The sequence below is a fragment of the Phyllobacterium calauticae genome (assembly GCF_019991125.1).
Taxonomy (GTDB): domain Bacteria; phylum Pseudomonadota; class Alphaproteobacteria; order Rhizobiales; family Rhizobiaceae; genus Phyllobacterium; species Phyllobacterium calauticae.
Genome location: NZ_JAGENB010000001.1, coordinates 812,790 through 839,182, shown reverse-complemented (window position 1 = coordinate 839,182; position 26,393 = coordinate 812,790). Strand labels below are relative to the sequence as shown.

At 57.6% G+C, this 26,393-nt stretch carries 26 protein-coding genes and 1 riboswitch; of the genes, 12 read left to right on the top strand and 14 right to left on the bottom strand.

Annotation, left to right across the window (positions count from 1 at the left end; genetic code table 11):
- Positions 1 to 6: 6 nt before the first annotated feature.
- The 8 genes from dnaA to J1W56_RS04275 all read right to left on the bottom strand — a co-directional run bounded on the left by dnaA (position 7) and on the right by J1W56_RS04275 (position 7,660).
- Entirely contained in the window at positions 7 to 1,557 is a 1,551-nt protein-coding gene (gene dnaA, locus J1W56_RS04310) for a chromosomal replication initiator protein DnaA (RefSeq protein WP_374042655.1), read from the bottom strand.
- Positions 1,558 to 2,422: 865 nt separating this feature from the next.
- Positions 2,423 to 2,689, bottom strand: coding sequence for a 30S ribosomal protein S20 (gene rpsT / locus J1W56_RS04305; protein ID WP_105736677.1), 267 nt, complete (start codon positions 2,687 to 2,689; stop codon positions 2,423 to 2,425).
- 156 nt (positions 2,690 to 2,845) lie between these two features.
- Positions 2,846 to 3,619: an enoyl-CoA hydratase gene (locus J1W56_RS04300; RefSeq protein ID WP_223612032.1), complete on the bottom strand. Its 774-nt coding sequence runs from the start codon at positions 3,617 to 3,619 to the stop codon at positions 2,846 to 2,848.
- Positions 3,620 to 3,632: 13 nt separating this feature from the next.
- Positions 3,633 to 4,526 (bottom strand): bifunctional DNA-formamidopyrimidine glycosylase/DNA-(apurinic or apyrimidinic site) lyase, encoded by an 894-nt coding sequence (gene mutM, locus J1W56_RS04295; protein ID WP_223612030.1) that lies wholly within the window; start codon positions 4,524 to 4,526, stop codon positions 3,633 to 3,635.
- Positions 4,519 to 5,754: a phosphopentomutase gene (locus J1W56_RS04290; RefSeq protein ID WP_223612028.1), complete on the bottom strand. Its 1,236-nt coding sequence runs from the start codon at positions 5,752 to 5,754 to the stop codon at positions 4,519 to 4,521. Before J1W56_RS04290 ends, mutM begins: the two co-directional genes overlap by 8 nt.
- A 98-nt stretch (positions 5,755 to 5,852) precedes the next feature.
- Entirely contained in the window at positions 5,853 to 6,443 is a 591-nt protein-coding gene (locus tag J1W56_RS04285; protein WP_223612027.1) for a TadE/TadG family type IV pilus assembly protein, read from the bottom strand.
- Between the two features lie 80 nt (positions 6,444 to 6,523).
- Positions 6,524 to 7,123, bottom strand: a complete 600-nt coding sequence (locus tag J1W56_RS04280; protein WP_223612025.1) for a TadE/TadG family type IV pilus assembly protein — start codon at positions 7,121 to 7,123, stop codon at positions 6,524 to 6,526.
- Positions 7,124 to 7,261: 138 nt separating this feature from the next.
- On the bottom strand, positions 7,262 to 7,660 hold the full coding sequence (locus J1W56_RS04275; RefSeq protein ID WP_223612024.1) for a pilus assembly protein N-terminal domain-containing protein: 399 nt from the start codon (positions 7,658 to 7,660) through the stop codon (positions 7,262 to 7,264).
- 321 nt (positions 7,661 to 7,981) lie between these two features.
- Between J1W56_RS04275 and J1W56_RS04270 the strand changes: the two genes are divergently transcribed.
- The 9 genes from J1W56_RS04270 (at position 7,982) to J1W56_RS04230 (ending at position 16,930) form a co-directional block, all read left to right on the top strand.
- Entirely contained in the window at positions 7,982 to 8,191 is a 210-nt protein-coding gene (locus J1W56_RS04270) for a Flp family type IVb pilin (protein ID WP_223612022.1), read from the top strand.
- A gap of 66 nt (positions 8,192 to 8,257) precedes the next feature.
- Positions 8,258 to 8,782, top strand: a complete 525-nt coding sequence (locus J1W56_RS04265; protein WP_223612020.1) for an A24 family peptidase — start codon at positions 8,258 to 8,260, stop codon at positions 8,780 to 8,782.
- Between the two features lie 186 nt (positions 8,783 to 8,968).
- Positions 8,969 to 9,769: a Flp pilus assembly protein CpaB gene (cpaB, locus tag J1W56_RS04260; protein WP_223612019.1), complete on the top strand. Its 801-nt coding sequence runs from the start codon at positions 8,969 to 8,971 to the stop codon at positions 9,767 to 9,769.
- A gap of 25 nt (positions 9,770 to 9,794) precedes the next feature.
- Positions 9,795 to 11,330: a type II and III secretion system protein family protein gene (locus J1W56_RS04255; RefSeq protein WP_223612017.1), complete on the top strand. Its 1,536-nt coding sequence runs from the start codon at positions 9,795 to 9,797 to the stop codon at positions 11,328 to 11,330.
- A 41-nt stretch (positions 11,331 to 11,371) separates the two neighbouring features.
- Complete coding sequence (locus tag J1W56_RS04250) at positions 11,372 to 12,025, top strand: CpaD family pilus assembly protein (RefSeq protein WP_223612015.1); 654 nt, start codon at positions 11,372 to 11,374, stop codon at positions 12,023 to 12,025.
- 40 nt (positions 12,026 to 12,065) lie between these two features.
- Complete coding sequence (locus J1W56_RS04245; protein WP_223612014.1) at positions 12,066 to 13,349, top strand: AAA family ATPase; 1,284 nt, start codon at positions 12,066 to 12,068, stop codon at positions 13,347 to 13,349.
- A gap of 18 nt (positions 13,350 to 13,367) precedes the next feature.
- On the top strand, positions 13,368 to 14,846 hold the full coding sequence (locus J1W56_RS04240) for a CpaF family protein (protein WP_223612013.1): 1,479 nt from the start codon (positions 13,368 to 13,370) through the stop codon (positions 14,844 to 14,846).
- A 27-nt stretch (positions 14,847 to 14,873) separates the two neighbouring features.
- Positions 14,874 to 15,887, top strand: a complete 1,014-nt coding sequence (locus J1W56_RS04235; protein WP_223612011.1) for a type II secretion system F family protein — start codon at positions 14,874 to 14,876, stop codon at positions 15,885 to 15,887.
- A 14-nt stretch (positions 15,888 to 15,901) separates the two neighbouring features.
- Complete coding sequence (locus J1W56_RS04230; RefSeq protein WP_223612010.1) at positions 15,902 to 16,930, top strand: type II secretion system F family protein; 1,029 nt, start codon at positions 15,902 to 15,904, stop codon at positions 16,928 to 16,930.
- Between the two features lie 76 nt (positions 16,931 to 17,006).
- On the opposite strand, the gene J1W56_RS04225 is transcribed toward J1W56_RS04230, so the two are convergent.
- Entirely contained in the window at positions 17,007 to 17,834 is an 828-nt protein-coding gene (locus J1W56_RS04225; RefSeq protein ID WP_223612406.1) for a tetratricopeptide repeat protein, read from the bottom strand.
- Between the two features lie 147 nt (positions 17,835 to 17,981).
- On the opposite strand from J1W56_RS04225, the gene J1W56_RS04220 reads away from it, so the two are divergent.
- The 3 genes from J1W56_RS04220 to J1W56_RS04210 all read left to right on the top strand — a co-directional run bounded on the left by J1W56_RS04220 (position 17,982) and on the right by J1W56_RS04210 (position 20,716).
- Positions 17,982 to 19,355, top strand: coding sequence for a leucyl aminopeptidase family protein (locus tag J1W56_RS04220; protein WP_223612008.1), 1,374 nt, complete (start codon positions 17,982 to 17,984; stop codon positions 19,353 to 19,355).
- Between the two features lie 156 nt (positions 19,356 to 19,511).
- On the top strand, positions 19,512 to 19,862 hold the full coding sequence (locus J1W56_RS04215; protein WP_105736645.1) for a MarR family transcriptional regulator: 351 nt from the start codon (positions 19,512 to 19,514) through the stop codon (positions 19,860 to 19,862).
- Entirely contained in the window at positions 19,850 to 20,716 is an 867-nt protein-coding gene (locus J1W56_RS04210) for a C40 family peptidase (RefSeq protein ID WP_223612405.1), read from the top strand. Before J1W56_RS04215 ends, J1W56_RS04210 begins: the two co-directional genes overlap by 13 nt.
- Positions 20,717 to 20,771: 55 nt before the next feature.
- Here J1W56_RS04210 and J1W56_RS04205 read toward each other — a convergent pair whose 3' ends face one another.
- From J1W56_RS04205 to J1W56_RS04185, 5 genes are all read right to left on the bottom strand, one after another.
- Positions 20,772 to 21,263 (bottom strand): 6,7-dimethyl-8-ribityllumazine synthase, encoded by a 492-nt coding sequence (locus tag J1W56_RS04205; RefSeq protein ID WP_223612007.1) that lies wholly within the window; start codon positions 21,261 to 21,263, stop codon positions 20,772 to 20,774.
- A gap of 81 nt (positions 21,264 to 21,344) precedes the next feature.
- Positions 21,345 to 21,507: riboswitch (FMN riboswitch) on the bottom strand.
- A 48-nt stretch (positions 21,508 to 21,555) separates the two neighbouring features.
- Positions 21,556 to 22,512 (bottom strand): 2-hydroxyacid dehydrogenase, encoded by a 957-nt coding sequence (locus J1W56_RS04200; protein WP_223612005.1) that lies wholly within the window; start codon positions 22,510 to 22,512, stop codon positions 21,556 to 21,558.
- A complete protein-coding gene (locus J1W56_RS04195; RefSeq protein ID WP_223612003.1) occupies positions 22,509 to 24,140 on the bottom strand; it encodes an ABC transporter ATP-binding protein in 1,632 nt (543 codons plus the stop codon). The genes J1W56_RS04200 and J1W56_RS04195 overlap by 4 nt, the downstream gene beginning before the upstream one ends.
- Positions 24,137 to 25,282 (bottom strand): ABC transporter permease, encoded by a 1,146-nt coding sequence (locus J1W56_RS04190; RefSeq protein ID WP_223612002.1) that lies wholly within the window; start codon positions 25,280 to 25,282, stop codon positions 24,137 to 24,139. Before J1W56_RS04190 ends, J1W56_RS04195 begins: the two co-directional genes overlap by 4 nt.
- On the bottom strand, positions 25,282 to 26,385 hold the full coding sequence (locus J1W56_RS04185; protein WP_223612000.1) for a microcin C ABC transporter permease YejB: 1,104 nt from the start codon (positions 26,383 to 26,385) through the stop codon (positions 25,282 to 25,284). The genes J1W56_RS04190 and J1W56_RS04185 overlap by 1 nt, the downstream gene beginning before the upstream one ends.
- Between the last annotated feature and the right edge of the window lie 8 nt (positions 26,386 to 26,393).

The window sequence follows — 26,393 nt, the reverse complement described above, 5'->3', positions numbered from 1 at the left end:
GTAGCCTTATTGGGCCTGGTCGTTGATCAGGCGCTTCAGGAGCTCGAGTTCCTGCGACAGTTTCTGGTCCTTGCCGACAATATCTTCGATCTTGCGCACCGCATGCAGAACGGTTGTGTGGTCACGGCCGCCGAAACGCCGACCGATTTCCGGCAGCGAGCGGGGTGTGAGCATCTTGGCAAGATACATGGCGATCTGGCGCGGCTTGACGATGGTGCGCGTGCGCCGGTTGGACAGAAGGTCCTGCTTGGAGACGTTGTAATGGCGCGCAACGATGCGCTGGATTTCTTCGATGCGGATACGCTTGGCCTCACCGCCGCGCATCAGATGGCTGAGCAGCTCGTCGACCCGGTCGACCGACAGGTTCGGCTCGAAGGTCTGGCGGAACAGCAGCTGGTTGAAAGCGCCTTCCAGCTCACGGCCGCTTCCGGTGACGGACTGGGCGACGTGATCGAGAATCTCCGGCGAAATATCCAGGGACTGGTCTTCCTGCTGGGCGGCAACCAGGCGGCGCTTGAGAATCTCAAGGCGCATCGCATAGTCCGGCGAAATCATTTCAAGGGCAACACCGCCCTGCAGACGCGAACGCACGCGCGCATCGAGCGATTCCAGCTCTGACGGCGGGCGGTCAGCGGCAACCACGACCTGCTTGGCACTGTCGAGCAGCGTATTGATCAGATGGCAGAATTCGTGCTGGATCGATTTGCCCTGCAGGAACTGCATGTCATCGATGATCAGGAGATCGATATCGCGCAGCTGTTCCTTGAACGACAGCGCGTTGTTGTCGCGAATAGCCGTTGCGAAACGCCACATGAAATATTCGGCAGTCAGGTACACCACGCGGGCGCGCTCCGAGCGCTTCAGGGCATCGGCGGCGATGGCCTGCAGCAGATGCGTCTTGCCGAGGCCGACGGAGGCGTGAATGAACAGCGGATTGAAACGGACGGCACTGGCGCCGGCATCCGCAATGGTGCGCGCAGCAGCCAGGGCCACCCGGTTTGGCGTGCCATCAACAAATGTCTCGAAAGTGTAGCGCGGATCCAGCGGCGAACCGAACACGGAGTTCTGTCCCGGGCGATCCGTTGCACGGTCGGCAAAATGTGCCGGTGCCTTCTTGTCCTGCGATGTGCTGCCAACGGGAAAAACCGGCTTGTCGCGGGCAATCGCACGCTGGTCGGCCCGCAAGGCAGGCTCTGCCTCAAGCGAGGGGCGGCTGGCGCGGCTGGCGCTGCGGAAAACGATCTCCACCTTCAGGACCTGCTCATCCTCCTCATGCCACAGCGTGTTGATCATGTCGGAGTAGTGGTTGTTGATCCAGGAACGAAGAAATGCGGTCGGCACGGAAAGGCGAACAATGCTCTTGGATGTCTCATCCAGCTTCAGGCGGCCGAACCAGCTGGAGTAAACTTCATTTCCGAGTTTGGCTTTGAGCTTGGTCTTGACCCTCTCGAAAATCGTCTCGCCCTGGCTGCCGGCCGATACCATACTTTTCCCTTCGTCCATATGGAGCGGGACCATGGCTGCATTCGTGCCGTTTTCCATTATTCCGCTGGTCATTGTCATTGCCTCATCCTGATATTTATCTGTTCGGGCTTGATAGTGCCCGTGTTCGCATGTGGACCGGTCCATGACCGGTTGCAGTCCTCAAGAGCCGGTCACCCCTATGACCGGCTTTCAATCTCCTGGAGCTAATTGTTGGATAAGGTCAGGGACGCGTAGTACAGGTCTGAACAATCTCGCACCGAAATTCTAAAAACCGCCACGTCCACATCCCTTTCAACTTTGGCGCAAAAAGACTCACGCCCGGCTGATGCCAGCGCCGCCAACTTGCTTCTTTTCTGAAACGATCCAGGGTCGTACAACCCGGATACCCGACAAAAACGTACTCGTTACGCAAACGAAAAATCTGCGTCCGAACCCACTAATTTGATAAGCCTGTTAAATGGGTTTTTGCCCACCCCTTCGATGTCTGGACCTTACAAAAACCTTTGCAGGGAGGGCAAGGGCAGGCGCGCCGCTTTTTTAGTGAATTAAAGGTTAACGCTTTTGCGTTTTTTTTAACTACCTCCGGTTGGGCAGGGAAAAAGCCTTCGGATTCAAAGCCTTTTTTGGAATGCCGATTTTGCTGCACTGCGGACTCACGCGATCAAAAAAAAATATTAAATTATCGCTTGACATAGGCTGGGGTGACAGATTCTTCCGGCTAGGGTCTGGCGATTATGGCTACCTGCCGTAAGTCATTGAAATAAAACAAGAAATGATGGTTGTCGCTTTTTGTATGAAACTATTTATGACCAGCATATGTCAGGGTTTTGATATGCCACAATCTTTTTCATCGGAAACGAATTTATGCCCAAAAAAATGGCAAATAAAAAACCCGGCTAAGGACCAGCCGGGTTTAAAATAGATTATTTATGTCTGATTAGGCAGACATGCCCTTAAGGCGCTGTGCGAGACGGGAAACCTTCCGGGATGCCGTATTCTTGTGCACGACACCCTTCGTGGCAGCGCGCATCATTTCCGGTTCAACAGCCTTGAAGGCTACGGAAGCGGCTGCCTGATCACCGCTTGCCACCGCATCTTCGAACTTGCGAAGGAAGGTGCGCACGCGTGAGCGGCGGGATTTGTTTACTTCGGTGCGGGCTTCAATCTTACGCGCCGCTTTCTTGGCCGAAGGAGTGTTGGCCATGATGCCTCTCTTTTCTGTCAGCTACTCGGCAGCATCAACGCGGCCGTCACAAAATAATAGGGTGGCCGAGGGGCCACCAAACGTTGTCGGGCTTATAGATCACGTTTCCGGTTGCGTCAACTTGGAATCGTCGCCTTGCCGGTGGATATTTCGGCCTCAGCGATTCTTGAAATTCGGCGCGCGTTTTTCCGCGAAGGCAGCCATCCCCTCCTTCTGGTCTTCCAGCGCAAACATGGAATGGAAGACACGCCGTTCGAATCGCAGGCCTTCCGACAGGGTCGTTTCATAGGCTCTGTTGACCGTTTCCTTGGTCATCATGGCGACAGGCAGCGAGAAGGACGCGATTTTCTTGGCAGCCTTCAGCGCTTCTTCCACAAGCTCGCCCGCGGGGACAACACGCGAGACAAGGCCGCAACGCTCCGCTTCCGCCGCATCCATCATTCGCCCGGTCAGGCACAGATCCATCGCCTTGGACTTGCCGACAAAGCGCGTCAGCCGCTGTGAGCCGCCCATGCCGGGCATGACGCCGAGGGTGATCTCCGGCTGGCCGAATTTGGCGGTATCGGCCGCGATGATGAAATCGCACATCATGGCGAGCTCGCAGCCGCCGCCCAGCGCATAACCGGCCACAGCGGCGATCAGCGGCTTGCGCAGGCGCGTGACCCGCTCCCACTCGCTGAAATAATCGCCGAGATAGGCATCGGCGAAATCCAGTGTCTGCATTTCCTTGATGTCGGCGCCTGCGGCAAAGGCCTTTTCCGAGCCCGTGATGACGATGGCACCGATACCATTGTCCCGGTCGAAAGCTTCAAGCGCTGCGCTGAGTTCGCCGAGCAGGGCGGAGTTGAGTGCATTGAGCGCCTGTGGACGATTGAGCTGGATGAAACCAACTTTCTCACGCGTCTCCACAATGATGTTTTCGTAGGCCATCCGGATACTCCTCCTAATGCTGGCAGATCGGGCAGAAAAACGTCGAACGCCCGCTTTGGACGATGCGGGCTATCGTGCCATCACAGGCAGGACGCGGGCAAGGCTCGCCTTCACGGTCGTAGACAGAAAATGAATGCTGGAAATAACCGAGTTCTCCGTCCGCCTGCCGGTAGTCTTTCAGGCTGGAACCGCCTGCCGCGATGGCATCGGCGATGACGGAACGAATGGAGGTGGCAAGCCGATCCGCCATGGGGTCCGGATCGCCGCTTTTCCCGGCAATGGATCCGGCCAATCGCCGGGGTGATAATTCGGCACGCCACAGGGCTTCGCAGACATAGATGTTGCCGAGGCCTGCAATCAGCTTCTGGTCGAGCAAGGCTGCCTTCAGCGGCGCATTCCTGTCGGCGAAGAGCCTGGCCAGCAATGCGCCGTCCAACCGGTTGCCTGTTGGCTCGATACCGAGGTCTTGTATGAATTTATGGGTGTTGAGCGCTCCTGGCTCGGCAAACAGCATGAAGCCGAAACGGCGCGGATCGTTGTAGACGATCCGGCTTCTGATCCCGTCTCTTGATTGCACATGGATCACCACATGGTCATGGGTCGTGTTTCTTGACCGGTCATGATGGAAGACACCCGGTGCCGTCTCTGCCCCGTCCTGTTCGATGCGATAGGAGCCGGACATGCCGAGATGACTGATCAGACCCAGTCCGTCATCCATATGCATGATGAGGTATTTCGCACGGCGCTCGAGCGAGTCGATCGTGCGTCCGGTCAGCCGTTCGGCAAACCGGTCCGGAAAAGGAAAGCGCAGATCCGCCCTGCGCTGCTCGACACGCGCAATGGTTGCTCCCTCCATGAAAGGCTGCAATCCGCGGCGGACGGTTTCGACTTCGGGAAGCTCAGGCATGGGATGCAGTGCCCCGCAGGAAGCTTTTTCCGTATGGGCCGGGCGCAATGGCAAGATGGGCTGCGACTGTCTCGCCAATATCGGCAAATGTCGTGCGGATGCCGACAGATCCATGCGGCAGGTCGGGCCCGAAGCACAGAACCGGAACGCGTTCACGCGTGTGGTCCGTTCCCCTGAAGGTCGGGTCGCAGCCATGGTCGGCGGTCAGGATCAGGAGATCGCCGGGTCGCAGTTTCGCCATGGCCTCCGGCAGCCGCCGGTCAAAGGCCTCAAGCGCGGCGGCATAGCCGGGCACGTCGCGGCGGTGTCCGTAGAGCATGTCGAAATCGACAAAATTGGTAAAGACGAGATCGCCGTCCTGTGCGTCGTCCATGGCAATCAGCGTTTCATCGAACAAGGCCATATTGCCGTTGGCCTTGCGCACCTGGGACACCCCCTTGTGCGCATAGATGTCACCGATCTTGCCGATGGCGATGACCGTACGGCCCGCCTCCGTCAGCCTGTCGAGCAAAGTGGGTTCCGGCGGCGGCACCGAATAGTCGCGCCGGTTGCCTGTGCGCTCGAAGGTTTGCGTGGTTTCCCCGACAAACGGACGGGCAATGACCCGGCCGATGTTCAGGGGGTCGACCAGTTCACGAACAAGCACGCACAGATCATAGAGCCGGTCCAACCCGAAATGTTGTTCGTGCGCGGCGATCTGGATAACGGAGTCCGTGGATGTATAGAATATCGGCTTGCCGCTGCGAATATGTTCTTCGCCATATTCCTCGATGACCTCGGTGCCGGAGGCATGCTTGTTGCCCAGAATGCCCGGCAGGCCGGCGCGCCGCACAGCTTCGGCAATCAATGTGTCCGGAAATGTCGGGATTGTCCTGGGAAAGTAACCCCAATTGAAAGTGACCGGTACACCGGCAATTTCCCAATGCCCGGAGGGGGTGTCCTTGCCATTCGACACTTCCTCGGCAGCACCCCACAGCCCGACAGGATCGGCGGCCGGTGCGGGGATATTGATACCGGAAGCGAGATTGGCGGCATGAACAAGGCCCAGTGAACTCAAATGCGGGAGAGTGAGCGGGCCGGAGCGCAGGCCGTCCTTGTCGCCGCGCCCGTCGGCGCAGGCTTCCATGATATGGCCGAATGTCGTTGAACCTGCATCGCCGAAAGCTGCTGCATCCGGCGCACCGCCTATACCAAAAGAATCGAGCACAAAAAGAAAAGCGCGAGACATGCCTCACTCCATCAGAACCAGAATCCACAGATAGGTGAAACTGACGCTGATGACAAACACCATGTGCGCAGGCGGTTGTTACGGCAGGCTCCGGCTATTCAGCAGTTGGTGCAGGCTACCGCGTCCGCGCCCTGACGGATTCGGCCATAGATCATCTTGCCCATGACGATACCTGGGCCGCTGGTGCCTATGGACGTGTTGACGGTGTCTTTCATTGTCCAGGCAACGAGCGGAATATAGGCAATGCTCGTTTCAACGCGCACAAAGTTTGACGTGGGAATCTTCAGGTTGGGATCGATGGTGATGGTACTGCCCTTGGCATAGGGCGTTGAGATGGTTTGGCCCCGTTTGCGCTGCGACCACGCAACCGTGGCGTTGCCGTTTACGTCCACGTTGATGGATGTAATGGTGATTGTCGGCAGGTCGCGCCAATAGGGCAAGAGGATGGAAGTCCCGATTTCCATGATATCGGCGATCTTTTCCTTTGTGATGGATTGTTGCTGTGTCACCAGATCGCCCACCATCGCTCCGGCCCGCGCCAGCTTCTTGTTCACGTCGAATCCGTTGGTGATTTCAATGCTCCCGAGAAGAAGCATGATCATCACCGGCGCAATCAATGCAAATTCCAGTGCGGCAACACCTCGGCGGTCTTTGCCGAACGCAGCCAGGATGCGCCTGGAAGCGGCCATTTTTTCACGGATTCTTTTGAATGGCGGCATGGCGGGAGCCTTCGCGGAAGAAAACAGGTGATTGGTTGTTTGGCGACGCATCAGAGGTACGGTTCATTTTGCCAGGTGGCGGTGGAGAACAGCAGGGTTTTCCCCTGGTTCTTTATGCTTGCGATACGGGTTTTCATCAAATCCGTCAGAATGGGCCAGCGATAGAAAATCCGCAGCTGATTGATCGTGCCAGCACCGCCCGGATTGACTTTCAAGGTGCTGACATCGACGTCATTGTTCGATGTGAGCGGGACTGTCGTGGGGACGGTTTTGAATGTCGCATAGGTCTGCAGGTCGACCACCAGATCGGGGCAGGGCGTGGCGGCCATGAGCAAGCGGGGACAAATCAGTGCCTTCAATTTTGTGGCGTCACTGACATCCGTTGTCCTCAATTGCCCGGTGCGCAACTGGCGCGCAATATCATCGACCGTATTCGACATGACCTGCTCGGCGGTGAAGCTGAGAGTAACTTCGACAACGGCAAAGATCAGGAGAAAGAAGGGAAGGGCGATCAGGGCGAATTCAATGGCAACACTGCCGCGATTGTCTTTGCGAAAACCTGTGAACAGTGAGCTTTTTCTTGCGAAGCGCGTGCTTTCCGGCAAATCGGAGTTTCCGCGTTCTTCACCTCTGACAGCTTCCTGCATCATCACTGGACCTTCTCCGTCTCCCCGCCACGGACAAAGCTCTATCAGGCAGATATTAGAATCTCGTGTGAAGGAACGTGCAAATTGTGATGAGTGAATTCACGCTTTCTCAACTGTGATGCAAGCGCCGCGGCAGGCCGGTCAGTTCCCGCCAATTTCCGCGTCCGACTTCTTCTCCGCTGCCGTCTTCTGGGATGTCTCGCAAAAGGGAGAACAGGAGAGTGTTTGCACAAAGGCGCGCCGGTAGACGCGCACAGTGTTGGCGACACTGCGGCTGACGAGAACCTGGTCATCGACGATTGCTCCGCCTTCAGCATCCATGATGACGATATTGGTCATGCCGAAGCCTTTCCCCGTCAAGACGACGGTTCGGGAATCCTTGACAACTGCGTCCGCTATTTCAGGATCGCCAACGACAACCGTATCTGCGGGGCGCGCAAGCTTCAGCACGGTTGCCTGGTTCATGACCACGTGGATACCCGTGTCAGCATGGGCTTGCACGCTTCCGGACAGGGCAGCAGCGAGCATAAGTGCGATCATTGTAGCATGCTGACTGAAACGTCGTTGGCCGTTGTATCGAACCATGGGAGTGCCCTTCGCAAAATCGTTGAATGAACGATGCCGATGATTGGTGAAGGAAGCCTTAAACCTGTGAACTTATCATTAAGTATAATTGTGACGGCTGCTCTGCCCGTGGTGGCACGGCGGTAAGGCTTTTCGAAACGGGGGATTTTACCGTTCTCCTTCACCCTTTCGTAACGGTCTTTCTTAAGCTGAAAGCAATGCGCCGGGGATATTGTTCAAGACATCACGTTACAGAGTTGGCGACCGTGCGCGGTTGCAGACATGCGGGGGGAAATCATGATGTTCAATGCAAAGCGCCTCGCTCAGTCGGACGATAATATATTCACCGGTTTTCCCCGGAACAGGTCGGGTGCGACAGCTATAGAATATGCTTTGATTGCCGGTATCATCTCCATTGGCATCGTTGCTGGCGCCGGTACGCTCGGAACCGCTGTAAAGGCAACCTATGATGGCTTTGCCACGACGGTGAGCAATGTCACCAAATGAGGGTCTTGCACGCGGGGATTGTGACATGCGGGATGGCTCTGCCCCTTGGTTTGAAGGAACGGCGCGATGATTGAAGCAGCAATACTGATCGTTTTCCCCTTCGCCATGGCCTTTGCAGGGACATCGGATCTTTTGTCGATGACGATCCAAAATCGTGTATCGCTTATTCTGCTTGTCGCCTTCGCCGTTCTGGCGCCCATGACCGGGATGCCTTGGGATATCTACGGACTGCATTTTGTCGCCGGGGCTGTCGTGCTTGCCTTCACATTCCTGCTGTTTGCCACGGGAACGATGGGTGGTGGTGACGCCAAGCTCATGACCGCGACAGCGGTCTGGATGGGATGGAACATGGATCTGGCCGGCTATCTGCTGGTGATGTCATTGCTCGGCGGCGCGCTTACCCTGGCCATCCTCAAGTATCGGAACTCGCACTTTGCCATTGTGTATTCAGGTCGCTTGGATTTCATGCAGCGATTGGCACAGAAGAACGAAGGCGTTCCCTACGGTGTTGCCCTTGGCGCTGCCGGTCTCATCATGTTTCCATCCTCACCCATGTGCGTCTGGGTCATAGACCGGTTGGCCCATGCCTGACGGCTTTCGGTCGCCCAAGGGGTGATCGGCCATTGAAACGGTGCCGCTTCGTGGGAGACGGCACAAACAGACGCAGGTGAGCGTCGTTTTTTGTCCTTTTAAGTAAACTGTTAACCATAATTACACGATTGCCAAGTCAAGGTGCAACCCTGGGTAAATTAGACAAAAGTCTATTGGGGTTCATCGATGCAAAAGGCACGCGTTGTTATTCTCATCGTGGCGATTACAGCCGCCGGTGCGGCTGGCTATATCGCGACGAATATGAAGCCTGATGCACCGGTTGTCGTTGAAACAGTTCCCCTGCCACAGATTGAATTGCAGGATGTACTGGTTGCCACGGATGGGCTCGGCGTCGGTGCCGAAATGCGAAACCAGATGCGTTGGCAGCCCTGGCCGGTGTCCGCCCTTGCCGATGGCTACATCAAGCGCTCGGAACGGCCCAACGCCGAGGAAGAATTGCGCGGTTCCACCGTCCGGCTGCAGATATTTCCGGGAGAACCCATTCGGGAAGCAAAACTGATCGGCAAGGGCCAGAGTTTCATGTCCGCGCAATTGCCTTCCGGAATGCGCGCCGTGGCAACGCAGATTGCCGCGGATACGTCGGCCGGCGGTTTCATCCTGCCCAATGATTATGTCGACGTGATCATGATCCGGCAGATCGATGGAGAGCAGAAGCAGTTCGCGACAGAGACGATCCTGAGCAATGTCCGGGTTCTCGCCATCGACCAGACAATCCAGGAAGACGAAACAGGCCAGAAAAACAAGGTCGGTTCCACGGCAACGCTCGAGCTGACGCCGCAGCAAGCGGAGATATTGGCTGTGGCCCAGCAAATGGCGAGCCGCATGACATTGGTCCTGCGGTCCTTGCAGGATGCACAGGAGCCGACGGGGCCGGGTGCGGAATATCTCGTCAATTCACCCGGCCGGGCCGGGAACGTCAAGCTGATCAAATCCGGGACTGTCACTGAAATATTGGGGCGCAAATAAAATGGGTTTCGGAGCAATTTTCAGAATGGGTAGATCTGGCAATCGCGCGCATCGGTTTTGGAAAGCCGGACTTGTCGCAGTCGGCTGCTGCATCGCTCCCTTGCCAATCCAGACCGCCGCCGTGGCGCAGAGCAATGTGGTCAAGTTGAATCAGGGGCAAGGCGCGCCAAAGCGGATCAGTCTTGCGCTCAACAAGTCATTGGTGGTCGATCTTCCGGCAGACGCCTACGACATCCTTGTCGCCAATCCGACGGTGGCTGATGCCGTGACCCGCACGGCCCGCCGTATTTATCTATTCGGAAAACAGGTCGGCCAGACCAATGTTTTCGTTTTTGGACCGAATGGCGAACAGCTGGCCAGTTTCGATCTGGTAATCGAGCGTGATGTTGCCGGGCTTGAGGGCAGTCTCAAGAAGTACATTCCGGATTCCGATATCAAGGTCGAACTCTTGAATGACAACGTCATCCTGACAGGTACGGTGCAGACGCCGCTCGATGCCAAGCGGGCCACGGATCTGGCAACCCTGTTGGTCACCGGCGGTGAAGCCACCACGGGCCAGTATCAACAGACCGCCACTGCCGGCGGCAATGGCAGTAGCAGCGTTATCATTGGTGACCAGAACGAAGCGCGGCAGAAGAGCAAGATCGTCAACCTTATCCAGATTGCCGGTGAAGATCAGGTGACGCTCAAGGTCACGGTTGCGGAAGTCAGCCGTTCCGTGATGAAGCAGCTGGGCGTCAACATGGTCGGATCCACGAAATCCGACGGCATTCTGTTCGGCTCGGAGAATTTGGCTTCCCTTGTCGGCAAGGGGCTAAGCAGTTCAGGCGCAAGCATTCCCATATCGATCGGCAGTGCGACGATCGACTCCTATATCAACGCCATGGAACTGGCCGGTGTGATGAAAACCCTCGCCGAACCGACGCTGACGGCGATTTCGGGTGAAAAAGCCACGTTCCGCGTGGGCGGCGAATATAACATGATCAATGGCTCCGATGTCGATGACAAGGGAAAAATCACGTACAACATTGGAAAGATCGATTACGGCATCGGCCTTGAATTTGTGCCCGTGGTTCTTTCTCCGGGGCGTATCAGTCTCAAAGTGCGTACGTCCGTATCAGAACCAACCATGGAAGGGTCGGTTTCTCTGAGTATCGGTCAGACAAAGCCTTCGACCAACGTCATTTCCATTCGCAAACGCCTGGCTGACACGACCGTGGAGCTTCCCTCCGGCGGATCCATGATGATTGCCGGCTTGATGCGGGATGATGCGAGACAGGCTATTTCCGGTCTTCCCGGGCTCTCCAAAATACCCGTCCTTGGCACGCTGTTCCGCAGCCGCGAATTCGTGCGCAACGAGACTGAGCTTGTCATCATCGTCACACCCTATCTGGTGCGGCCGGTTGCCCGTAGCGCCCTTGCCCGGCCCGACGATAATCTCAATCTTGCCAGCGATGCGGCCGGGATGTTCCTCGGAAAAGTCAACCGGGTCTATGGGACAAAAGCTGCCACCCCGCCCACCGGCCGGTATGAGGGTGTTGTCGGATACATCTACAAATGAGCAAGGACCCTGCCATGTCAGCCCTGAGGAAATTGAAACCGATGAAACCGGTGCTTGCGCTTCTCGCTGTTGCTCTGCTTGCGGGATGTGCGGATCGCGGTACGACCGTCGGCAGCATCCCGGACGATTACCGGACCAATCATCCCATTGTCATCTCAGAAAAAGAGCAGGTTGCCGATATTCCGGTCGGCCATGCCGACAACAGGCTGTCGATCACCCAGCGCAGCATCGTTCAGAATGTTCTGACCAATTATCACGCCAACGGTTCGGGCGTCATTCACATACTTCTGCCGTCGGGTACGCCGAACGAGCACGCGGCGAGCCGCCTGCGCGATGACATTGTCGCTGTGTTGCGCAGGAGCGGGGTAAAACCGTTCAATATTTCCAGCGAGCGGTATCGGGCTGACCCGGCTGATTCGGCGCCGATCCGCCTATCCTACTCGGCAATGACGGCCTCGACCGGGCCTTGCGGTCAGTGGCCCAAGGATCTCCTCGAAACAGCGGATAACAAGCACTATGCGAACTTTGGCTGTGCCAGCCAGAACAATCTGGCGGCGCAGATAGCCAATCCAGCGGATCTTCTCGGGCCAAGGGCGTCGACGACAATCGATGCAGAGCGTCGCGGCAAGGTTATCGATGCGTACAGAAATGCCACACAGCCGGCCCCGATCGTCACGCAGGAAGTACAATACTAGGTGCTGAAACAGACCTTTCGACAAAACGCGGAATGCTAAAATGAGCCAGCTGGCCTTTGAAACAGACAATCAATTCGGGGATGCCGAGGGCCGGCCGGCCGGTACGGGGCTGCACGCCTTCCGGCCAATTCCCCGGATCTCGATACAGGCATTTTGCGAAAGCGACGCTGTTGCGCAGCAGATATCGCGTGCAAGCGAAGATCGCCGCATGGCGAAGACCCACGCACAACTTCACATGGGCGGAACAGCAACGGCTGTCGAACTCTTTCAGACCGTGCCAACACCCAATCTGATCGTTCTGGAATCATCGGCTGCCCCGCGTGACATGCTGGAACAACTCGCTGCCCTGTCGGAGGTTTGCGATCCAAGCACCAAGGTGGTGGTCATCGGACATTACAACGATGTTTGGCTTTACCGCGAGCTGATCCGCAATGGCATTTCTGAATATATGGTCGCGCCGGTCAATCTGGCCGATATCATTGGTGTGATTGGCGGTCTCTTTGTTGATCCCGACGCAAAGCCGCTGGGAAGCTCCATCGCATTCATCGGCGCCAAGGGCGGTGTCGGCGCCTCGACAATGGCGCATAATATCGCTTGGTGCATTTCCTCGCTGTTCAAGAACGAGGTGGTCATCGCCGATATGGATCTGCCTTACGGCACCGCCAACATCAATTTTGACCAGGACCCGCCGCAAGGCATAGCGGAAGCAGTATTCTCGCCCGAACGCATCGATGATGTTTACCTCGACCGGCTCCTGGCGCAATGCGCCGAAAACCTGTCACTGCTTGCAGCGCCGTCGACCCTCGATCGCGTCTTCGATTTCCGCGAGGATTCCTTTGCCCATCTGATTGATGTGGCCCAAAGGTCCGTTCCGCACGTGATTCTGGATATTCCGCACACGTGGAACGGCTGGACCCGCACAACCCTGGCGCGTGCGGACGAGATCGTGATTGTAGCGTCGCCGGAACTGGCCAATTTGCGCAACACAAAGAACCTGCTGGACACGTTGAAACAGCTTCGCCCCAATGACGGGCCGCCGCGCCTCATTCTCAATCAGGTCGGCATTCCCAAACGGCCGGAAATCGCACCCGCAGATTTCTGCAGCCCGCTGGGGATTGCGCCGATCGGCGTGATCCCTTTCGAACCCGCATTGTTCGGGAACGCGTCAAACAATGGGCGGATGCTTGCGGAGACCGATTCGTCCAATGCAATTGTCCAGAACATCAATGAGATTGCCCACATCCTGACGGGACGGTTGGAGCTGAAGGCCAAGAAGAAGCCGGTGCTTTCCACGGTCTTGTCCAAGCTGAAGCGCAAGAAATGAGACTGAAGGAATAGACCCATGTTCGGCAAACGCGGAAGTACGGGGGAAGGCCGCCCGGTCCAGGAGTTCCGGGCGCTTGCGCTTGAGACGGCGTTGCCCACGAATCATGCCTCGCTCGCCGCGGAACCGGCAAAGCTCCCTCGGGATATTGCTGAGGTAAAGCGTTTGGCGGTTGTCGAGCAGCCGCCAAAGCCGGCCGCACCACAGCGCGAAAAGAACGAGAGCTACTACGATACAAAATCGCAGGTTTTTACGGCCCTGATCGATACGATCGATCTCTCCCAGCTGTCCAAACTCGATCCGGATGTGGCGCGTGAGGAAATTCGCGATATCGTCAACGATATCATCGCCATCAAGAATTTTGCCATGTCGATTGCCGAGCAGGAAGAATTGCTCGACGATATCTGCAATGATGTTCTCGGCTATGGTCCGCTGGAGCCCTTGCTTGCCCGTGACGATATCGCCGACATCATGGTCAACGGGGCGCGCAAAACCTACATTGAAGTCCTTGGCAAGGTCCAGGAATCGGGGGTCCGTTTTCGCGACAACCAGCAACTGCTGAACATCTGCCAACGCATTGTCAGCCAGGTTGGTCGCCGCGTCGATGAATCCAGCCCCATATGCGATGCGCGTCTTCCGGATGGCTCGCGCGTGAATGTCATTGCGCCGCCTCTTGCACTCGATGGACCGGTTCTCACAATCCGCAAGTTCAAGAAAGACAAACTGACCCTTGATCAGTTGGTGCGCCTGGGAGCGATCTCGCCACCCGGTGCCGAACTGCTTCAGATTATCGGACGCGTGCGCTGCAATATTGTTATTTCCGGTGGCACGGGCTCGGGCAAGACCACGCTTTTGAACTGCCTGACGAATTATATCGACCGGGATGAGCGCATTATTACCTGCGAGGATTCGGCCGAGCTTCAGCTCCAGCAGCCGCATGTGGTGCGTCTTGAAACGCGCCCTGCCAATCTGGAGGGGGAAGGTGAGATCACCATGCGTGACCTGGTCAAGAATTGCCTGCGCATGCGTCCTGAACGGATCATCGTCGGTGAAGTCCGCGGACCGGAGGTGTTCGACCTTCTGTCGGCCATGAACACCGGTCATGACGGGTCGATGGGCACCATCCACGCCAACAGCCCGCGGGAATGCCTCAACCGCATGGAATCCATGATCGCCATGGGCGGATTTGCCCTGCCTCAGCGCACGGTGCGGGAGATCATTGTCGGTTCTGTCGATGTCATCATTCAGGCCGCCCGTCTGCGCGACGGTTCGCGCCGCATCACGCATGTGACCGAAGTTGTCGGCATGGAAGGGGATGTCATCATCACGCAGGACCTCATGCTTTACGATATCGAGGGCGAAGATGCGAATGGCCGGCTCATTGGAAAACATGTCTCGACTGGCATAAGCCGGCCGAAATTCTGGGATCGTGCCCGTTACTACAATGAGGAGCACAGGCTCGCCAAAGCCATCGATACAATGGAATTGCAGTCATGATGCACACCGCACGGCGGGAGACCCATCATGTTCGGGCTTGATCTTGAACAACTCACCTTCGTGTTGCTCGCAACGACTGCGGTTGCGGCGCTCGCCTATTTCTTCGTTTTCGACAACATTGAACAGCAGAAAAAGTCAGATGAACGGCTGAAATCGGTCAAGCTGGCCGCGATCGACGGTTTGAGCAAATCAACAGCCAGAGACAAGCAGGTTGAAGCAACAAGGCGCCGCAAGTCGGTACAGGACACGCTGAACGATATCGACCAGCGGCAAAAACTGCGTGACAAGAACATCAAGTCTCCGCCGCTGAAAATGCTGCTGCAACAAGCGGGCATGAAGGTGACCGTAAAGCGGTTCTACATCTATTCGGGCATCGTCGGGTTGCTGCTGGTTGTGCTCCGCACGTTCTTCGGCGCCCCGCTTTATCTGGCGCCAGGCTTTTTCCTGATCGGTGCCTTGGGGTTGCCGCGCGCATTCGTCTATTTCAGGCGGCGGCGGCGCGTGGCGGCTTTCCTGCATGAATTTCCCAATTCCATCGATGTCATTGTTCGCGCCATCCGATCCGGTCTGCCACTCAATGACGGTATTCGATTGATCGCGCAGGAAGCCCATGAACCGGTTCGCACCGAGTTTCGCCGGATTGTGGATATGCAACAGGTTGGGGTGAGTATTCCGGAGGCGGCCATGCGGATGTCGGAATACATGCCCTGTCCGGAAGCAAGCTTCTTCGGCATCGTCATTCAGATTCAATCACAGGCAGGCGGTAACTTGTCGGAAGCACTTGGCAATCTTTCCAGAGTGCTGCGGGATCGGAAGAAAATGAAGGCAAAGGTTCAGGCCCTGTCGATGGAAGCCAAAGCGTCCGCCTATATCATCGGCGCCTTGCCTTTCGTGGTTGCATGCCTCGTCTACTTGTCCAGTCCTCACTACATCATGGTTCTGTTCACAACCGATATGGGCAACATGATCATAATATGTGCCGGGATATGGATGTCCATTGGCATCGCCGTGATGCGCAAAATGATCAACTTCAAGTTCTGAGCGGAGTAAGCGCGGTGTTCTCTTCCCTTCTCAAAGCCGTGCAGGACAATCCGGATACGGTCCGGACCGCCCTTGTTGCAATCTCAGCCTTTGCAACGGTGGTAACGGTTTTCCTGCCAAAGCTTCGCACTTCCGTGTTGAAGACGCGGATGAAATCCGTCGCACTGGAGCGTGACCAGTTGCGCGCCAAGGATCGAACCCGCCTTGCCACGGAAAGTATCAGCCGCCACAAGGCCGCGTCGCAGGGTAGCCTGCGCATGGTGCAGAGGCAGGGCGTTCGCCAGTTCGTGGAAAAGCTGGACCTGCAGCGGGCGCTTGCCGATGAAAAAACACTGGCATCCCTGCGAACGGCCGGGTTTCGCGGACAGAATGCTTTGAATCTGTTCTTGGCGGCGCGCTTCGGTCTGCCATTCCTGACACTCAGCCTGACTGCCTTTTGGGTGTTCGGTATGAATGGCCTGATCCAATACCCGACGATGGTCCGAATACTCGTCTGTCTCATCGGTGGTTATGCCGGCTTTTACGCGCCCAATCTTTATGTGAGCAATGCAGGCAGCAAGCGCAAACACTCGATCCAGATGGCGTGGCCGGACTCGCTCGATCTCATGCTGATCTGCGTTGAATCCGGTATGTCCATCGAAGCTGCCTTCAAGAAAGTCTCAGAGGAGATCGGAGTCCAGTCGACCGCCCTGGCGGAAGAGTTCGTCCTGACGAACGCCGAATTGTCCTTCCTGCCCGAGCGGCGGCAGGCCTACGAAAACCTTGCCATGCGGACGGGGCTTGAGTCGGTCAAGGCCGTGGTTCAGGCACTGACGCAGTCGGAGCGCTATGGTACGTCCATTGGTGGCGCATTGCGTGTCTTGTCTGATGAAAGCCGCGAAGCCAGGCTGAACGCGGCGGAAAAGAAGGCGGCAGCCCTGCCGCCCAAACTGACGGTTCCGATGATCCTGTTTCTTCTGCCCGTGCTTTTTGCCGTTATTCTCGGGCCCGCTGTGATCCAGGTCTCGGCGCAGGGCGGGCTCTTCGGGACGGCCCTTAAATAAGATCAAATAAGATTGAGGCCTGCCCGCAGCCCGAGAGAAAAGGCCGTCTGATCCAAGCGGCCTTTTTCCTGCTTTGTCAGCTGTTGGGCTTCTTCTTGTCTTTGAGCATCGTCCAGGAGTTCTGCTGGGCGAGCATGGACCGCAGATATTTGACGTTGGCTTCCGCCTGTTGCGGCGAAAGCTCCTGCTTCGCAATCGTTTCCGCTTCGGGAAACCGTCCTTGAAGTCCGACCACGAGCGCCAGATTCTGCCGGACGCGGCTGTCGGCACCCTGTGCGTTAACCGCCCTGCGCATGTAGGTTTCGGCTGTATTCAATTCGCCTGACAGCACATACGACATTCCGAGATTGGATAGCAGCGATGCCTCGTTCGGATTGAGGTCCATGGCCTGCTTGTAGATGTCACGGGCTTCGCCGGTTTTGCCAAGCTGGTCGAGGATCGCAGCTTCAGCGGAAAGCAGTTTCCAATCCGGATATTCAGGCGTCTGGGCGCGGCGAACTGCGTCAAGCGCCGCTTCGAATTCACCGCTGCTTGCCAATGCCTTGCCGTAAGCGGCCAGAACCTCGCGGTCCTTCGGATAGGCGATAGCAAGGCTGCGCATGACTGCAAGCGCCTGATCGTTTCGCCCCATCATGCGCAGCACCGCAGCAAAACTCATGGCTGTGGCTTTGTCTTTCGGGTTGCTTTGATACCGCGCTCCCAGGCTAGTGGAGGCCTGCGCAAGCTGCTGGGCGTTCATATGATCAAAATTGCCGGTGGGACTTGCTGTCGATGCCGCTGGCGCAATGGAGCCGGTGGTTGTCTTGTCGGTGGTGGCGCAACCGGAAATGCTCATCGCAAAGGCAGCCACGGTTACGGAAAAAATGAGCCTGCGGTTGCGTTGAATAATCCCTGCGCTTGTCATAGTTTGCCCCGTCAGATCCCAGCGCACATCCATTGGTGCGTTAACCAATCCCATGTGAAAGAAATATTCTGTTAACCCTAACGGACCGTTAATGACGCCGCCTTTGCCGGCGCAAAAGCAGAAAATTGACACCAGGAGCAAACGATCATGCCTGCCGAAATCACCAAACAAAAATCATCGGATAGCAAGCCTGTCTGGTTCGTGGCGAAGGGCGGGCTGGAAGCGCTTGGACTTGATCCGGCAGCACTTGCCTGGGCCAGGGCAAACGGGTTCGAAGGGCAGGCCGGCCGGCTGCTCATTGTTCCCGGCGAAAACGGTCAGATCGCCGGCGCATTGCTTGGGACCGGCAAGGATGACAATCCTCTGGCGGCAGGCAAACTCGCGCAGGCTTTGCCGAAGGGCGCCTGGCATCTGGCAGGCCCTGTCAGCGCGCCTGATCTGGCCGCTCTCGGTTTCCTGCTCGGTGGTTACAAGTTCACCCGGTACACGAAGAAGGATGATGCGGAGATCGCGCTGATGCTGCCGGAAGGCGCTGATAAGGCCGATGTGAAGCGGCAGGCGAGGGCGGTGACGCTCGCGCGTGACCTCATCAATACGCCGACCAACGATATGGGCCCCGAGGCGCTGGAAGCTGCCGTGCGCAAGGTCGGCGATGAGCACAAGGCGTCTGTCAGCGTGATCAAGGGCGATGCGCTGCTCAAGAAGAATTTTCCGATGATCCATGCCGTCGGCCGCGCCGGAAGCGAGGAGCCGAGACTGATCGATCTGGAATGGGGCAAGAAGGATGCTCCGAAGGTTACCCTGGTGGGCAAGGGCGTCTGCTTCGATACCGGCGGTCTTGATATCAAGCCCGCCAGCAGCATGCTTCTGATGAAGAAGGACATGGGCGGTGCCGCCAACGTGCTGGCCCTTGCGAGCATCATCATGGATGCGAAACTGCCGGTCCGCTTGCGCGTCCTCATTCCCGCGGTGGAGAACTCCATCTCGGCCAACGCCTTCCGTCCGAGCGATATTCTGACGAGCCGCAAGGGCATCACCGTCGAGATCGGCAATACCGATGCGGAGGGACGCCTCGTCCTCGCCGACGCACTGGCATTGGCCGATGAGGAAGAGCCGGAAATCCTGATCGACATGGCGACACTGACGGGCGCAGCGCGTGTTGCACTTGGTCCGGATGTGCCGCCCTTTTATGCGACCGATGAGAGCTTTGCGGCTGATGTGGCCAAGGCGTCCGAAGCCGTGGCCGATCCCGTCTGGCGCATGCCGTTGTGGCAGCCCTACGAAGCAAGGCTTTCATCCCGCGTGGCCGACATCAACAATGTGACGACCGATGGCTTTGCCGGATCGGTGACAGCGGCGCTGTTCCTGAAGCGCTTTGTCGAGAAGACCAGAATCTGGGGTCATTTCGATATCTATGGCTGGAACCCGGTGGAGAAGCCGCATTCTCCCGTTGGCGGGGAAGCGCAGGCCATCAGGGCGCTTTACCATGTGTTGAAGGCGCGTTTTCCCACTGGGAAATAACGGAGATTCGTCAGTCTGCGTCCGGCGGCAAATTTATCGAATGCTGTCGGATACACCTGCGCCCGGCTAAGAAGCCGCCGACCGATTATGACGGCTTGCACTTCGCACCGCGAGGAATAAAATGATACGGAACCGAAATGATCTCGGAAGCCGTTCATGCAGATTGAGTTGAAGCCGTTTCAGGCGCTGACATTGTGGAAGGAAATTGCCGTCTCCGAAGTGCGGGATGACGCGCATGACCTGACGATGCGGCAATTGGCGGTGCTGCTGACGGTTTATCTGGAGCCGCCGCCGCACACGATTCGTGGTATGGCTGCCAAGCTCAAGGTGACGAAGCCGGTGATTACCCGCGCGCTGGATACAATGGGTGGTTATGGATTGGTGGACCGGCACCGTGATGAAAAAGACAAGCGCAACGTTCTCGTCAAGAGAACGGTAAAAGGTGCGCTCTATGTTGAAAAGCTCGGCGATCTCGTCATCGCCAAGGCAAGAGGATTACCCCTGTGACATTGGATAAACGGTTGAACGCGTTCCGTCCCGATCTGGCGGACGAAAGCCTGCGTGGGCAGGTAGAGGCGGAACACTTCGTGGAAGGCAAGCCCATGCGCATTGCCGATCCGGTCGTTGATGTGCGTGGCGCAGCACGCGGCGATGCGGGTGTGACCACGCAGTTGCTGTTCGGCGATGACGTCCTGGTGTTCGAAGACAGCAATGGCTGGTGCTGGGTCCAGAACGAACGGGACGGATATGTCGGCTATGTCGTCGATACGGCGCTGGACAAGCGCTATGACGAGCCGACGCATATCGTCATTGCGCCGCGCACATTTGTCTATCCGGGATCTGACCTGAAGTTCCCGCCAACCAATGCACTGTCCATGGGATCGCTCGTCACGATAAAGGGCGGCGAGGAACGCCGTGGAACGCTCTACGGCATCCTGCCAAGCGGCGAGGCCATCATTGCCAAGCATCTCGTTCCGATCAATGAAGTCACCGACGATCACGTGGCGGTTGCCGAGACCCTGATGCACACGCCTTATCTGTGGGGCGGCGTGTCCGGTTTCGGAATTGATTGCTCCGGTCTGGTCCAGTTGTCACTGCTGATGACCGGCCAGTCCGTTTTGCGCGACTCCGACATGCAGGCTGATACGATCGGCGATGCGATCGAGCCGGATGCAAATTACAACAATCTGAAGCGCGGTGATTTTGTTTTCTGGAAGGGCCATGCCGCGATGATGGCCAGCCATTCCATGCTGCTGCACGCGAGCGGTCATACGATGAGCGTGACACTTGAGCCTCTGCACGATGCCATCGAACGCATTGCCTATCTCTATGGCAAGCCGACAGCGGTACGGCGGCTCTGATTTCACCCCCTCTGGCGGGCCAGAGGGGGATAACCACAAGCTCTCCGCTTGCGTCTTATGCCGCCGATAGCTCAGCCACGTGCTGGAATGTGCGGATGATCTGCAGGCAGGCGCGCGCCGCTTCCTGTCCTTTGACCAGGAAATGCCCGGTGAAGAAGTCGATATGCTGGGCGGTTTCCTGGAAATGATGCGGTGTCAGCACGGCTGACAGCATGGGAACACCGGTTTCCATCTGGGCGGTGAGAAGCGCATTGACCACAGTTCCGGCGACGAAATCGTGCCGGTAAATGCCGCCATCGACGACGAGACCTGTTGCGACAATCGCGTCGTACTGGCCGGTTTCGGCGAGCTTCTTGGCCAGCAGGGGAATGTCGAACGATCCCGGCACGTCATAGACGTCAAACCGACCGGCAGTGACACCCTGGCTTTTGAGTTCGCCTTCAAAACCGATACGGCACTGGTCAACGATTTCCGCATGCCATCGCGCCTGGATGAAGGCGATGCGCGGGGCGAAATGTGGGGTATTGTTATTCTGGAACTGATCCATGTCGGTCTCCTCAAGAGTTGACGTGAATCAGGGCACAACCAAAAACGGTCAGGGACTGCCGGAAAGGCAGCCCTTGCTTTCAGTTGTTCTCTTTCATCCGGACTATACCGTCGGCTTCGGAATTGCACCGAAATCTGCTGACCTTTCCGGCAAACCGGAAAGCGCTCGCGGGCTCGCACCTGACATCTTTCGACACCCAGTGATTACCGCCGGTGGGGAATTGCACCCCGCCCTGAGAACACTTGCGCGGGCAATCTATCCGAAGGTTCTGGGCTGTCAAAGCCAAATTTTTCTAATACTGGGCTTTCCGGTCGACAATATTTTTAAGCGGCTCGCCGCGCTCGAAGGATTCGATCTGGGCGACAATCTCCGGAACCAGCGCCGACGGGCTGGAGCTTGCGGCCGCATGCGGGGTGATGATGACCTGCGGATGCGTCCATAACGGGCTGTCTTTCGGCAGGGGTTCCCTGTTGAACACATCAAGCGTGACAGCCGACAACATGCCACGTTCCAGCGCGGCCAGGATATCCGCCTCGTTCTGCAGCCCGCCGCGACCGGCATTGATGAGAATCGGCGCGCCGAGCGGCCCATCCGCCTTCATCTGGGCAAAAAGGCTCATCGACAGGATACCCTTGGTCTCCGGTGTGAGCGGCAGCAACGAAACGATGATATCCGCATCCTTCAGGAAATCCTTCAGGCCATCATTGCCGAAATGGCTGGTCACGCCTTCGACACTCTGGGGACGGCGGCTCCAGCCGCTGACCTTGAATCCCAGCATTCGCAGTTTCGAGGCCGCATCCCGGCCAAGCACGCCCATGCCGAGTATGCCGACATTGACCTCATGCGCCGCCGGCTGGCGCCGGTCCTCATGCCAGACCTTGCCGGCCTGCTGCTGCCGGTAGCGCAGGCCGAGGCGGTGGTGATCCAGCACCTGCCAGACCACATATTCCGTCATGCGCATCGTCAGATCAGGGGATACGATGCGCACGATAGGCACATCGGGAATCTTGTCATCATGGAAGACGTGATCGACACCTGCGCCCAATGAGAAAATGACTTCGAGGTTCGGCAGGTCCGCGAGGGAACCGGGGCGCTGTTTCCATACCAGTGCGTAGCGAACCTTTTCCTTGTCCGTATCGGTGTTCAGGACAAGTTTGCGCTGCGGGGCGTTCTTGGCAAACTCCGATAGCCAGACCTCCGGGTCCCATCCCGTTACAGCCAGAAAAATCGTGTCGCTTGTCCCGGTCATTCGCTTACTGCTCCCTGTTCCGCCGTTTCTATCCTGAAGGCCGCTGCCATCAGTGCTTTTGTATAATCGCTCTTCGGATTGGCGAAGATCTCCTCCGACGGGCCATATTCAACCGCTTTGCCATTGCGCATGACAAGCACGTCATTGGCCAGCGCTTTCACCACCTTGAGATCATGGCTGATGAAAAGATAGGCCAGATTGTGCTTTTGCTGCAATCCGCGCAAGAGGTCGACCACCTGTGCCTGCACGCTCATGTCGAGCGCCGAGGTCGGCTCGTCCAGCATGACGAAGCGCGGGTTGAGCACCATGGCCCGGGCAATGGCAATGCGCTGGCGCTGGCCGCCGGAAAATTCATGCGGATAGCGGAAGCGGTTCTCCGGATCGAGATTGACCTCCTTCAGTGCGGCAACGACGCGTGCATCCCGCTCGTCTGCCGACAGTTTCGGCTCGTGCACGGCAAGGCCCTCGGCCACGATATCGGCAATCGACATGCGCGGCGACAGCGAACCGAACGGGTCCTGGAACACGATCTGCAGCTCGCGGCGCAGCGGCCGCATCTGCTTGAAGGAGAACTGGTTGATGTCCTTCTCGCCGAAGCGGATGACGCCCTGAGAGGAAATCATGCGCGACAACGCAAGCCCGAGCGTGGTTTTGCCCGAGCCGGATTCGCCGACAACGCCAAGCGTCTGTCCGGCGCGGATGGTCACATCGATTCCATCGACCGCCTTCACATGATCGACAGTCCGTCGCAGGAAACCCTGCTTGATCGGGAACCAGACCTTCACCTGCTCGCCGCGCATGACGGGCGCGGCGGACAGATCAGCGGAGGGGGGATTGCCTTTTGGTTCGGCGGCAAGCAGATGGCGCGTATATTCATGCTGCGGATTGTCGAAAATCTGCCTGGTAGGACCGGTCTCGACGATTTTACCCTTGGTCATGACGCAGACGCGATCGGCAATCTTGCGGACGATGCCGAGGTCATGCGTGATGAACAGCATGGACATGCCCTGCGCCTTCTTGAGGTCGGCAAGCAGTTGCAGGATTTGCGCCTGCACGGTCACATCGAGCGCTGTGGTCGGCTCATCGGCAATCAGCAGCTTCGGCTTGTTGGCGAGCGCCATGGCAATCATCACACGCTGACGCTGGCCGCCGGAGAGCTGGTGCGGATAGGCATCGAGGCGTTTTTCCGGTTCGCGGATGCCCACTTCGTGCAGAAGCGCTAGTGTGCGTTGCCTCGCCGGTTTGTCAGCCATGCCCTGGTGCAGTTTAAGAACTTCGACAATCTGCTTCTCGATCGTATGGAGCGGATTGAGCGAGGTCATCGGCTCCTGGAAGATCATGGTGATGTCGTTGCCGCGCACACGCCGCAGATCGTTCTCGTCGCTGTCCAGAAGGTCCTGTCCGTTGAACAGGATCTGGCCGGAGGGGTGCGAGGCCGGCGGGTAGGGCAGAAGCTTCAGGATCGACAGGGCCGAGACCGACTTCCCGGAACCGGATTCGCCGACAAGCGCAACCGTCTCGCCCTGAGCGATGTCGAACGAGATATGATCGACGGCAATCGACTGGCGGCCGTTCTGGGTAAAGGCAACCGAGAGATCACGGACGGAAAGGAGGGGGGACGCACTCATTTGAAAGCCTTGCGCGGATCGAATGCGTCACGGGTTGCCTCACCGACGAAGATTAGCAGCGACAGCATCAGCGAGATGACGACGAAACCGGTCAGGCCAAGCCATGGCGCTTGCAGGTTGTTCTTGCCCTGGGCCAGGAGTTCGCCGAGCGAGGCAGAGCCCGGCGGCAGGCCGAAACCGAGAAAATCGAGCGAGGTGAGCGTCGTGATCGATCCGTTGAGGATGAAGGGCAGGAAGGTAAGCGTGGTCACCATGGCGTTGGGCAGCAGGTGACGGAACATGATTGTCCGGTCACGCACGCCAAGTGCACGCGCGGCATTCACATATTCGAAATTGCGGGCCCGCAGGAATTCAGCGCGGACGATGCCGACAAAATGCACCCACGAGAACAGCAGCATGATGCACAGCAGGATCCAGAAGCCGGGCGGCAGGATCGAAGCCATGATCAGGAGAAGGTAGAGCGTGGGCACCGAAGACCAGATTTCAATGAAGCGCTGTGCCAGAAGATCGAGCCAGCCGCCGAAATAGCCCTGCATGGCGCCGGCCGTGACCCCGATAACCGCAGACGCTGCCGTCAGGATCAGCCCGAACAGCACGGAAATGCGGAAACCATAGAGCGCCCGGGCAAACACGTCGCGCGCCTGATCATCCGTGCCCAGAATGTTCATGTTGCCGAACGTGCAGTTGGCGTCGTTCACACCCTGCGGATAGCGGGCACATCGCTCCTCCGGCGTATAGAGCCAGAACGGTTTTGACGGCGCCGTATCGGGAAGCTCGTTGTTGACGGTGCGGTAGGAATAGCGGATCGGCGGCCAGATGGCCCAGCCATTGGCGTTGATCTCGTCCTGGATCACGGGATCGCGATAGTCGGTCACCGCATAAAAGCCGTTGAACTTCTCCTCCGGATAATCGACGAGAACGGGAAAGAGGATCTCCCCCTTGTAGGAAACAAGGATCGGCCGGTCGTTGGCAATGAACTCGCCGAACAGCGATCCAATGAACAGGAACAGGAACAGCCACAAGGCCCACCAGCCGCGGCGGTTGGCCTTGAAGTTCTGCCAGCGCCGGGCATTGAGCGGCGACAGGCGCGGGCGGCGAACGGCAACGGGTGAGGGCTGGGTGCCAATGCTTGTATCGGTCATCAGACGTCCCTCCGCTCGAAGTCGATACGCGGGTCGATCCATGTATAGAGAAGATCAGACAGGAGACTGACGACGACGCCGACAAGGGCGAAAATATAGACCGTGGCGATCACCACCGGATAGTCGCGGTTGATGATCGATTCATAGCCAAGCAACCCCAGTCCATCCAGCGAGAAAATCGCCTCGATCAGCAGCTGACCGGTGAAGAAGATCGAAATGAAGGCGCTGGGAAAACCGGCAATGACGATGAGCATGGCGTTGCGGAACACATGTCCATAGAGAATCTTGCGCTCGGTCAGGCCCTTGGCCCGCGCCGTGGTGACATATTGCTTGCGGATTTCATCGAGGAACGAATTCTTGGTCAGAAGGGTCGTCGTGGCGAAGGCCGACAGCAGCATGGCCGTCAGCGGCAGGGCAATGTGCCAGGCATAGTCGACGATCTTGCCGAAGAACGAGAGTTCGGCGAAATTGTTGGACGTCAAACCGCGCAGCGGGAACCAGTCGAAGAATGAGCCGCCGGCAAAAAACACGATCAGCATGATGCCGAAGAGGAATCCCGGTATCGCATAGCCAACCACGACAACGGCGCTGGTCCACACGTCGAAGGCAGAACCGTCCTTGATGGCCTTGCGAATGCCGAGCGGAATGGAAATGGCATAGGATATCAGTGTCATCCACAGGCCCAGCGATATCGAGACCGGCAGTTTCTCCTTGATGAGCTGCACGACGCTGATATCGCGGAAATAGCTGTTGCCGAAATCGAAACGCAGGTAGTTCCATACCAGGATACGGAACCGCTCGAGCGGCGGCTTGTCCAGGCCGAACTGCTTTTCGAGGCTAGCTATGAAAGCGGGATCGAGGCCTTGAGCGCCGCGATATTTCGAGTTGGCCGTACCAAGGCCGAGCGATTCATGGCTCTGACCAAAATCAGCACCGCCGCCACCGATGCGGTCAAGCGCGTTGCCGCCCTGTCCGGTGAGTTGGCCGATAATGCGCTGGACCGGACCGCCGGGGACGAACTGTACAATCACGAAGCAGACAAGCAGGACTCCGAACAGGGTCGGTATCATCAGAAGCAAACGCCGTAGAATATAGGCTCCCATTAAGACGG

What these genes read in the sequence shown, in the direction of transcription:
- dnaA (WP_374042655.1), bottom strand. Translation starts at nt 1,557, where the DNA reads ATGACCAGCGGAATAATGGAAAACGGCACGAATGCAGCCATGGTCCCG.
- rpsT (WP_105736677.1), bottom strand. Translation starts at nt 2,689, where the DNA reads ATGGCCAACACTCCTTCGGCCAAGAAAGCGGCGCGTAAGATTGAAGCC.
- J1W56_RS04300 (WP_223612032.1), bottom strand. Translation starts at nt 3,619, where the DNA reads ATGGCCTACGAAAACATCATTGTGGAGACGCGTGAGAAAGTTGGTTTC.
- mutM (WP_223612030.1), bottom strand. Translation starts at nt 4,526, where the DNA reads ATGCCTGAGCTTCCCGAAGTCGAAACCGTCCGCCGCGGATTGCAGCCT.
- J1W56_RS04290 (WP_223612028.1), bottom strand. Translation starts at nt 5,754, where the DNA reads ATGTCTCGCGCTTTTCTTTTTGTGCTCGATTCTTTTGGTATAGGCGGT.
- J1W56_RS04285 (WP_223612027.1), bottom strand. Translation starts at nt 6,443, where the DNA reads ATGGCCGCTTCCAGGCGCATCCTGGCTGCGTTCGGCAAAGACCGCCGA.
- J1W56_RS04280 (WP_223612025.1), bottom strand. Translation starts at nt 7,123, where the DNA reads ATGATGCAGGAAGCTGTCAGAGGTGAAGAACGCGGAAACTCCGATTTG.
- J1W56_RS04275 (WP_223612024.1), bottom strand. Translation starts at nt 7,660, where the DNA reads ATGATCGCACTTATGCTCGCTGCTGCCCTGTCCGGAAGCGTGCAAGCC.
- J1W56_RS04270 (WP_223612022.1), top strand. Translation starts at nt 7,982, where the DNA reads ATGATGTTCAATGCAAAGCGCCTCGCTCAGTCGGACGATAATATATTC.
- J1W56_RS04265 (WP_223612020.1), top strand. Translation starts at nt 8,258, where the DNA reads ATGATTGAAGCAGCAATACTGATCGTTTTCCCCTTCGCCATGGCCTTT.
- cpaB (WP_223612019.1), top strand. Translation starts at nt 8,969, where the DNA reads ATGCAAAAGGCACGCGTTGTTATTCTCATCGTGGCGATTACAGCCGCC.
- J1W56_RS04255 (WP_223612017.1), top strand. Translation starts at nt 9,795, where the DNA reads ATGGGTAGATCTGGCAATCGCGCGCATCGGTTTTGGAAAGCCGGACTT.
- J1W56_RS04250 (WP_223612015.1), top strand. Translation starts at nt 11,372, where the DNA reads ATGAAACCGGTGCTTGCGCTTCTCGCTGTTGCTCTGCTTGCGGGATGT.
- J1W56_RS04245 (WP_223612014.1), top strand. Translation starts at nt 12,066, where the DNA reads ATGAGCCAGCTGGCCTTTGAAACAGACAATCAATTCGGGGATGCCGAG.
- J1W56_RS04240 (WP_223612013.1), top strand. Translation starts at nt 13,368, where the DNA reads ATGTTCGGCAAACGCGGAAGTACGGGGGAAGGCCGCCCGGTCCAGGAG.
- J1W56_RS04235 (WP_223612011.1), top strand. Translation starts at nt 14,874, where the DNA reads ATGTTCGGGCTTGATCTTGAACAACTCACCTTCGTGTTGCTCGCAACG.
- J1W56_RS04225 (WP_223612406.1), bottom strand. Translation starts at nt 17,834, where the DNA reads ATGACAAGCGCAGGGATTATTCAACGCAACCGCAGGCTCATTTTTTCC.
- J1W56_RS04220 (WP_223612008.1), top strand. Translation starts at nt 17,982, where the DNA reads ATGCCTGCCGAAATCACCAAACAAAAATCATCGGATAGCAAGCCTGTC.
- J1W56_RS04215 (WP_105736645.1), top strand. Translation starts at nt 19,512, where the DNA reads ATGCAGATTGAGTTGAAGCCGTTTCAGGCGCTGACATTGTGGAAGGAA.
- J1W56_RS04205 (WP_223612007.1), bottom strand. Translation starts at nt 21,263, where the DNA reads ATGGATCAGTTCCAGAATAACAATACCCCACATTTCGCCCCGCGCATC.
- J1W56_RS04200 (WP_223612005.1), bottom strand. Translation starts at nt 22,512, where the DNA reads ATGACCGGGACAAGCGACACGATTTTTCTGGCTGTAACGGGATGGGAC.
- J1W56_RS04195 (WP_223612003.1), bottom strand. Translation starts at nt 24,140, where the DNA reads ATGAGTGCGTCCCCCCTCCTTTCCGTCCGTGATCTCTCGGTTGCCTTT.
- J1W56_RS04190 (WP_223612002.1), bottom strand. Translation starts at nt 25,282, where the DNA reads ATGACCGATACAAGCATTGGCACCCAGCCCTCACCCGTTGCCGTTCGC.
- J1W56_RS04185 (WP_223612000.1), bottom strand. Translation starts at nt 26,385, where the DNA reads ATGGGAGCCTATATTCTACGGCGTTTGCTTCTGATGATACCGACCCTG.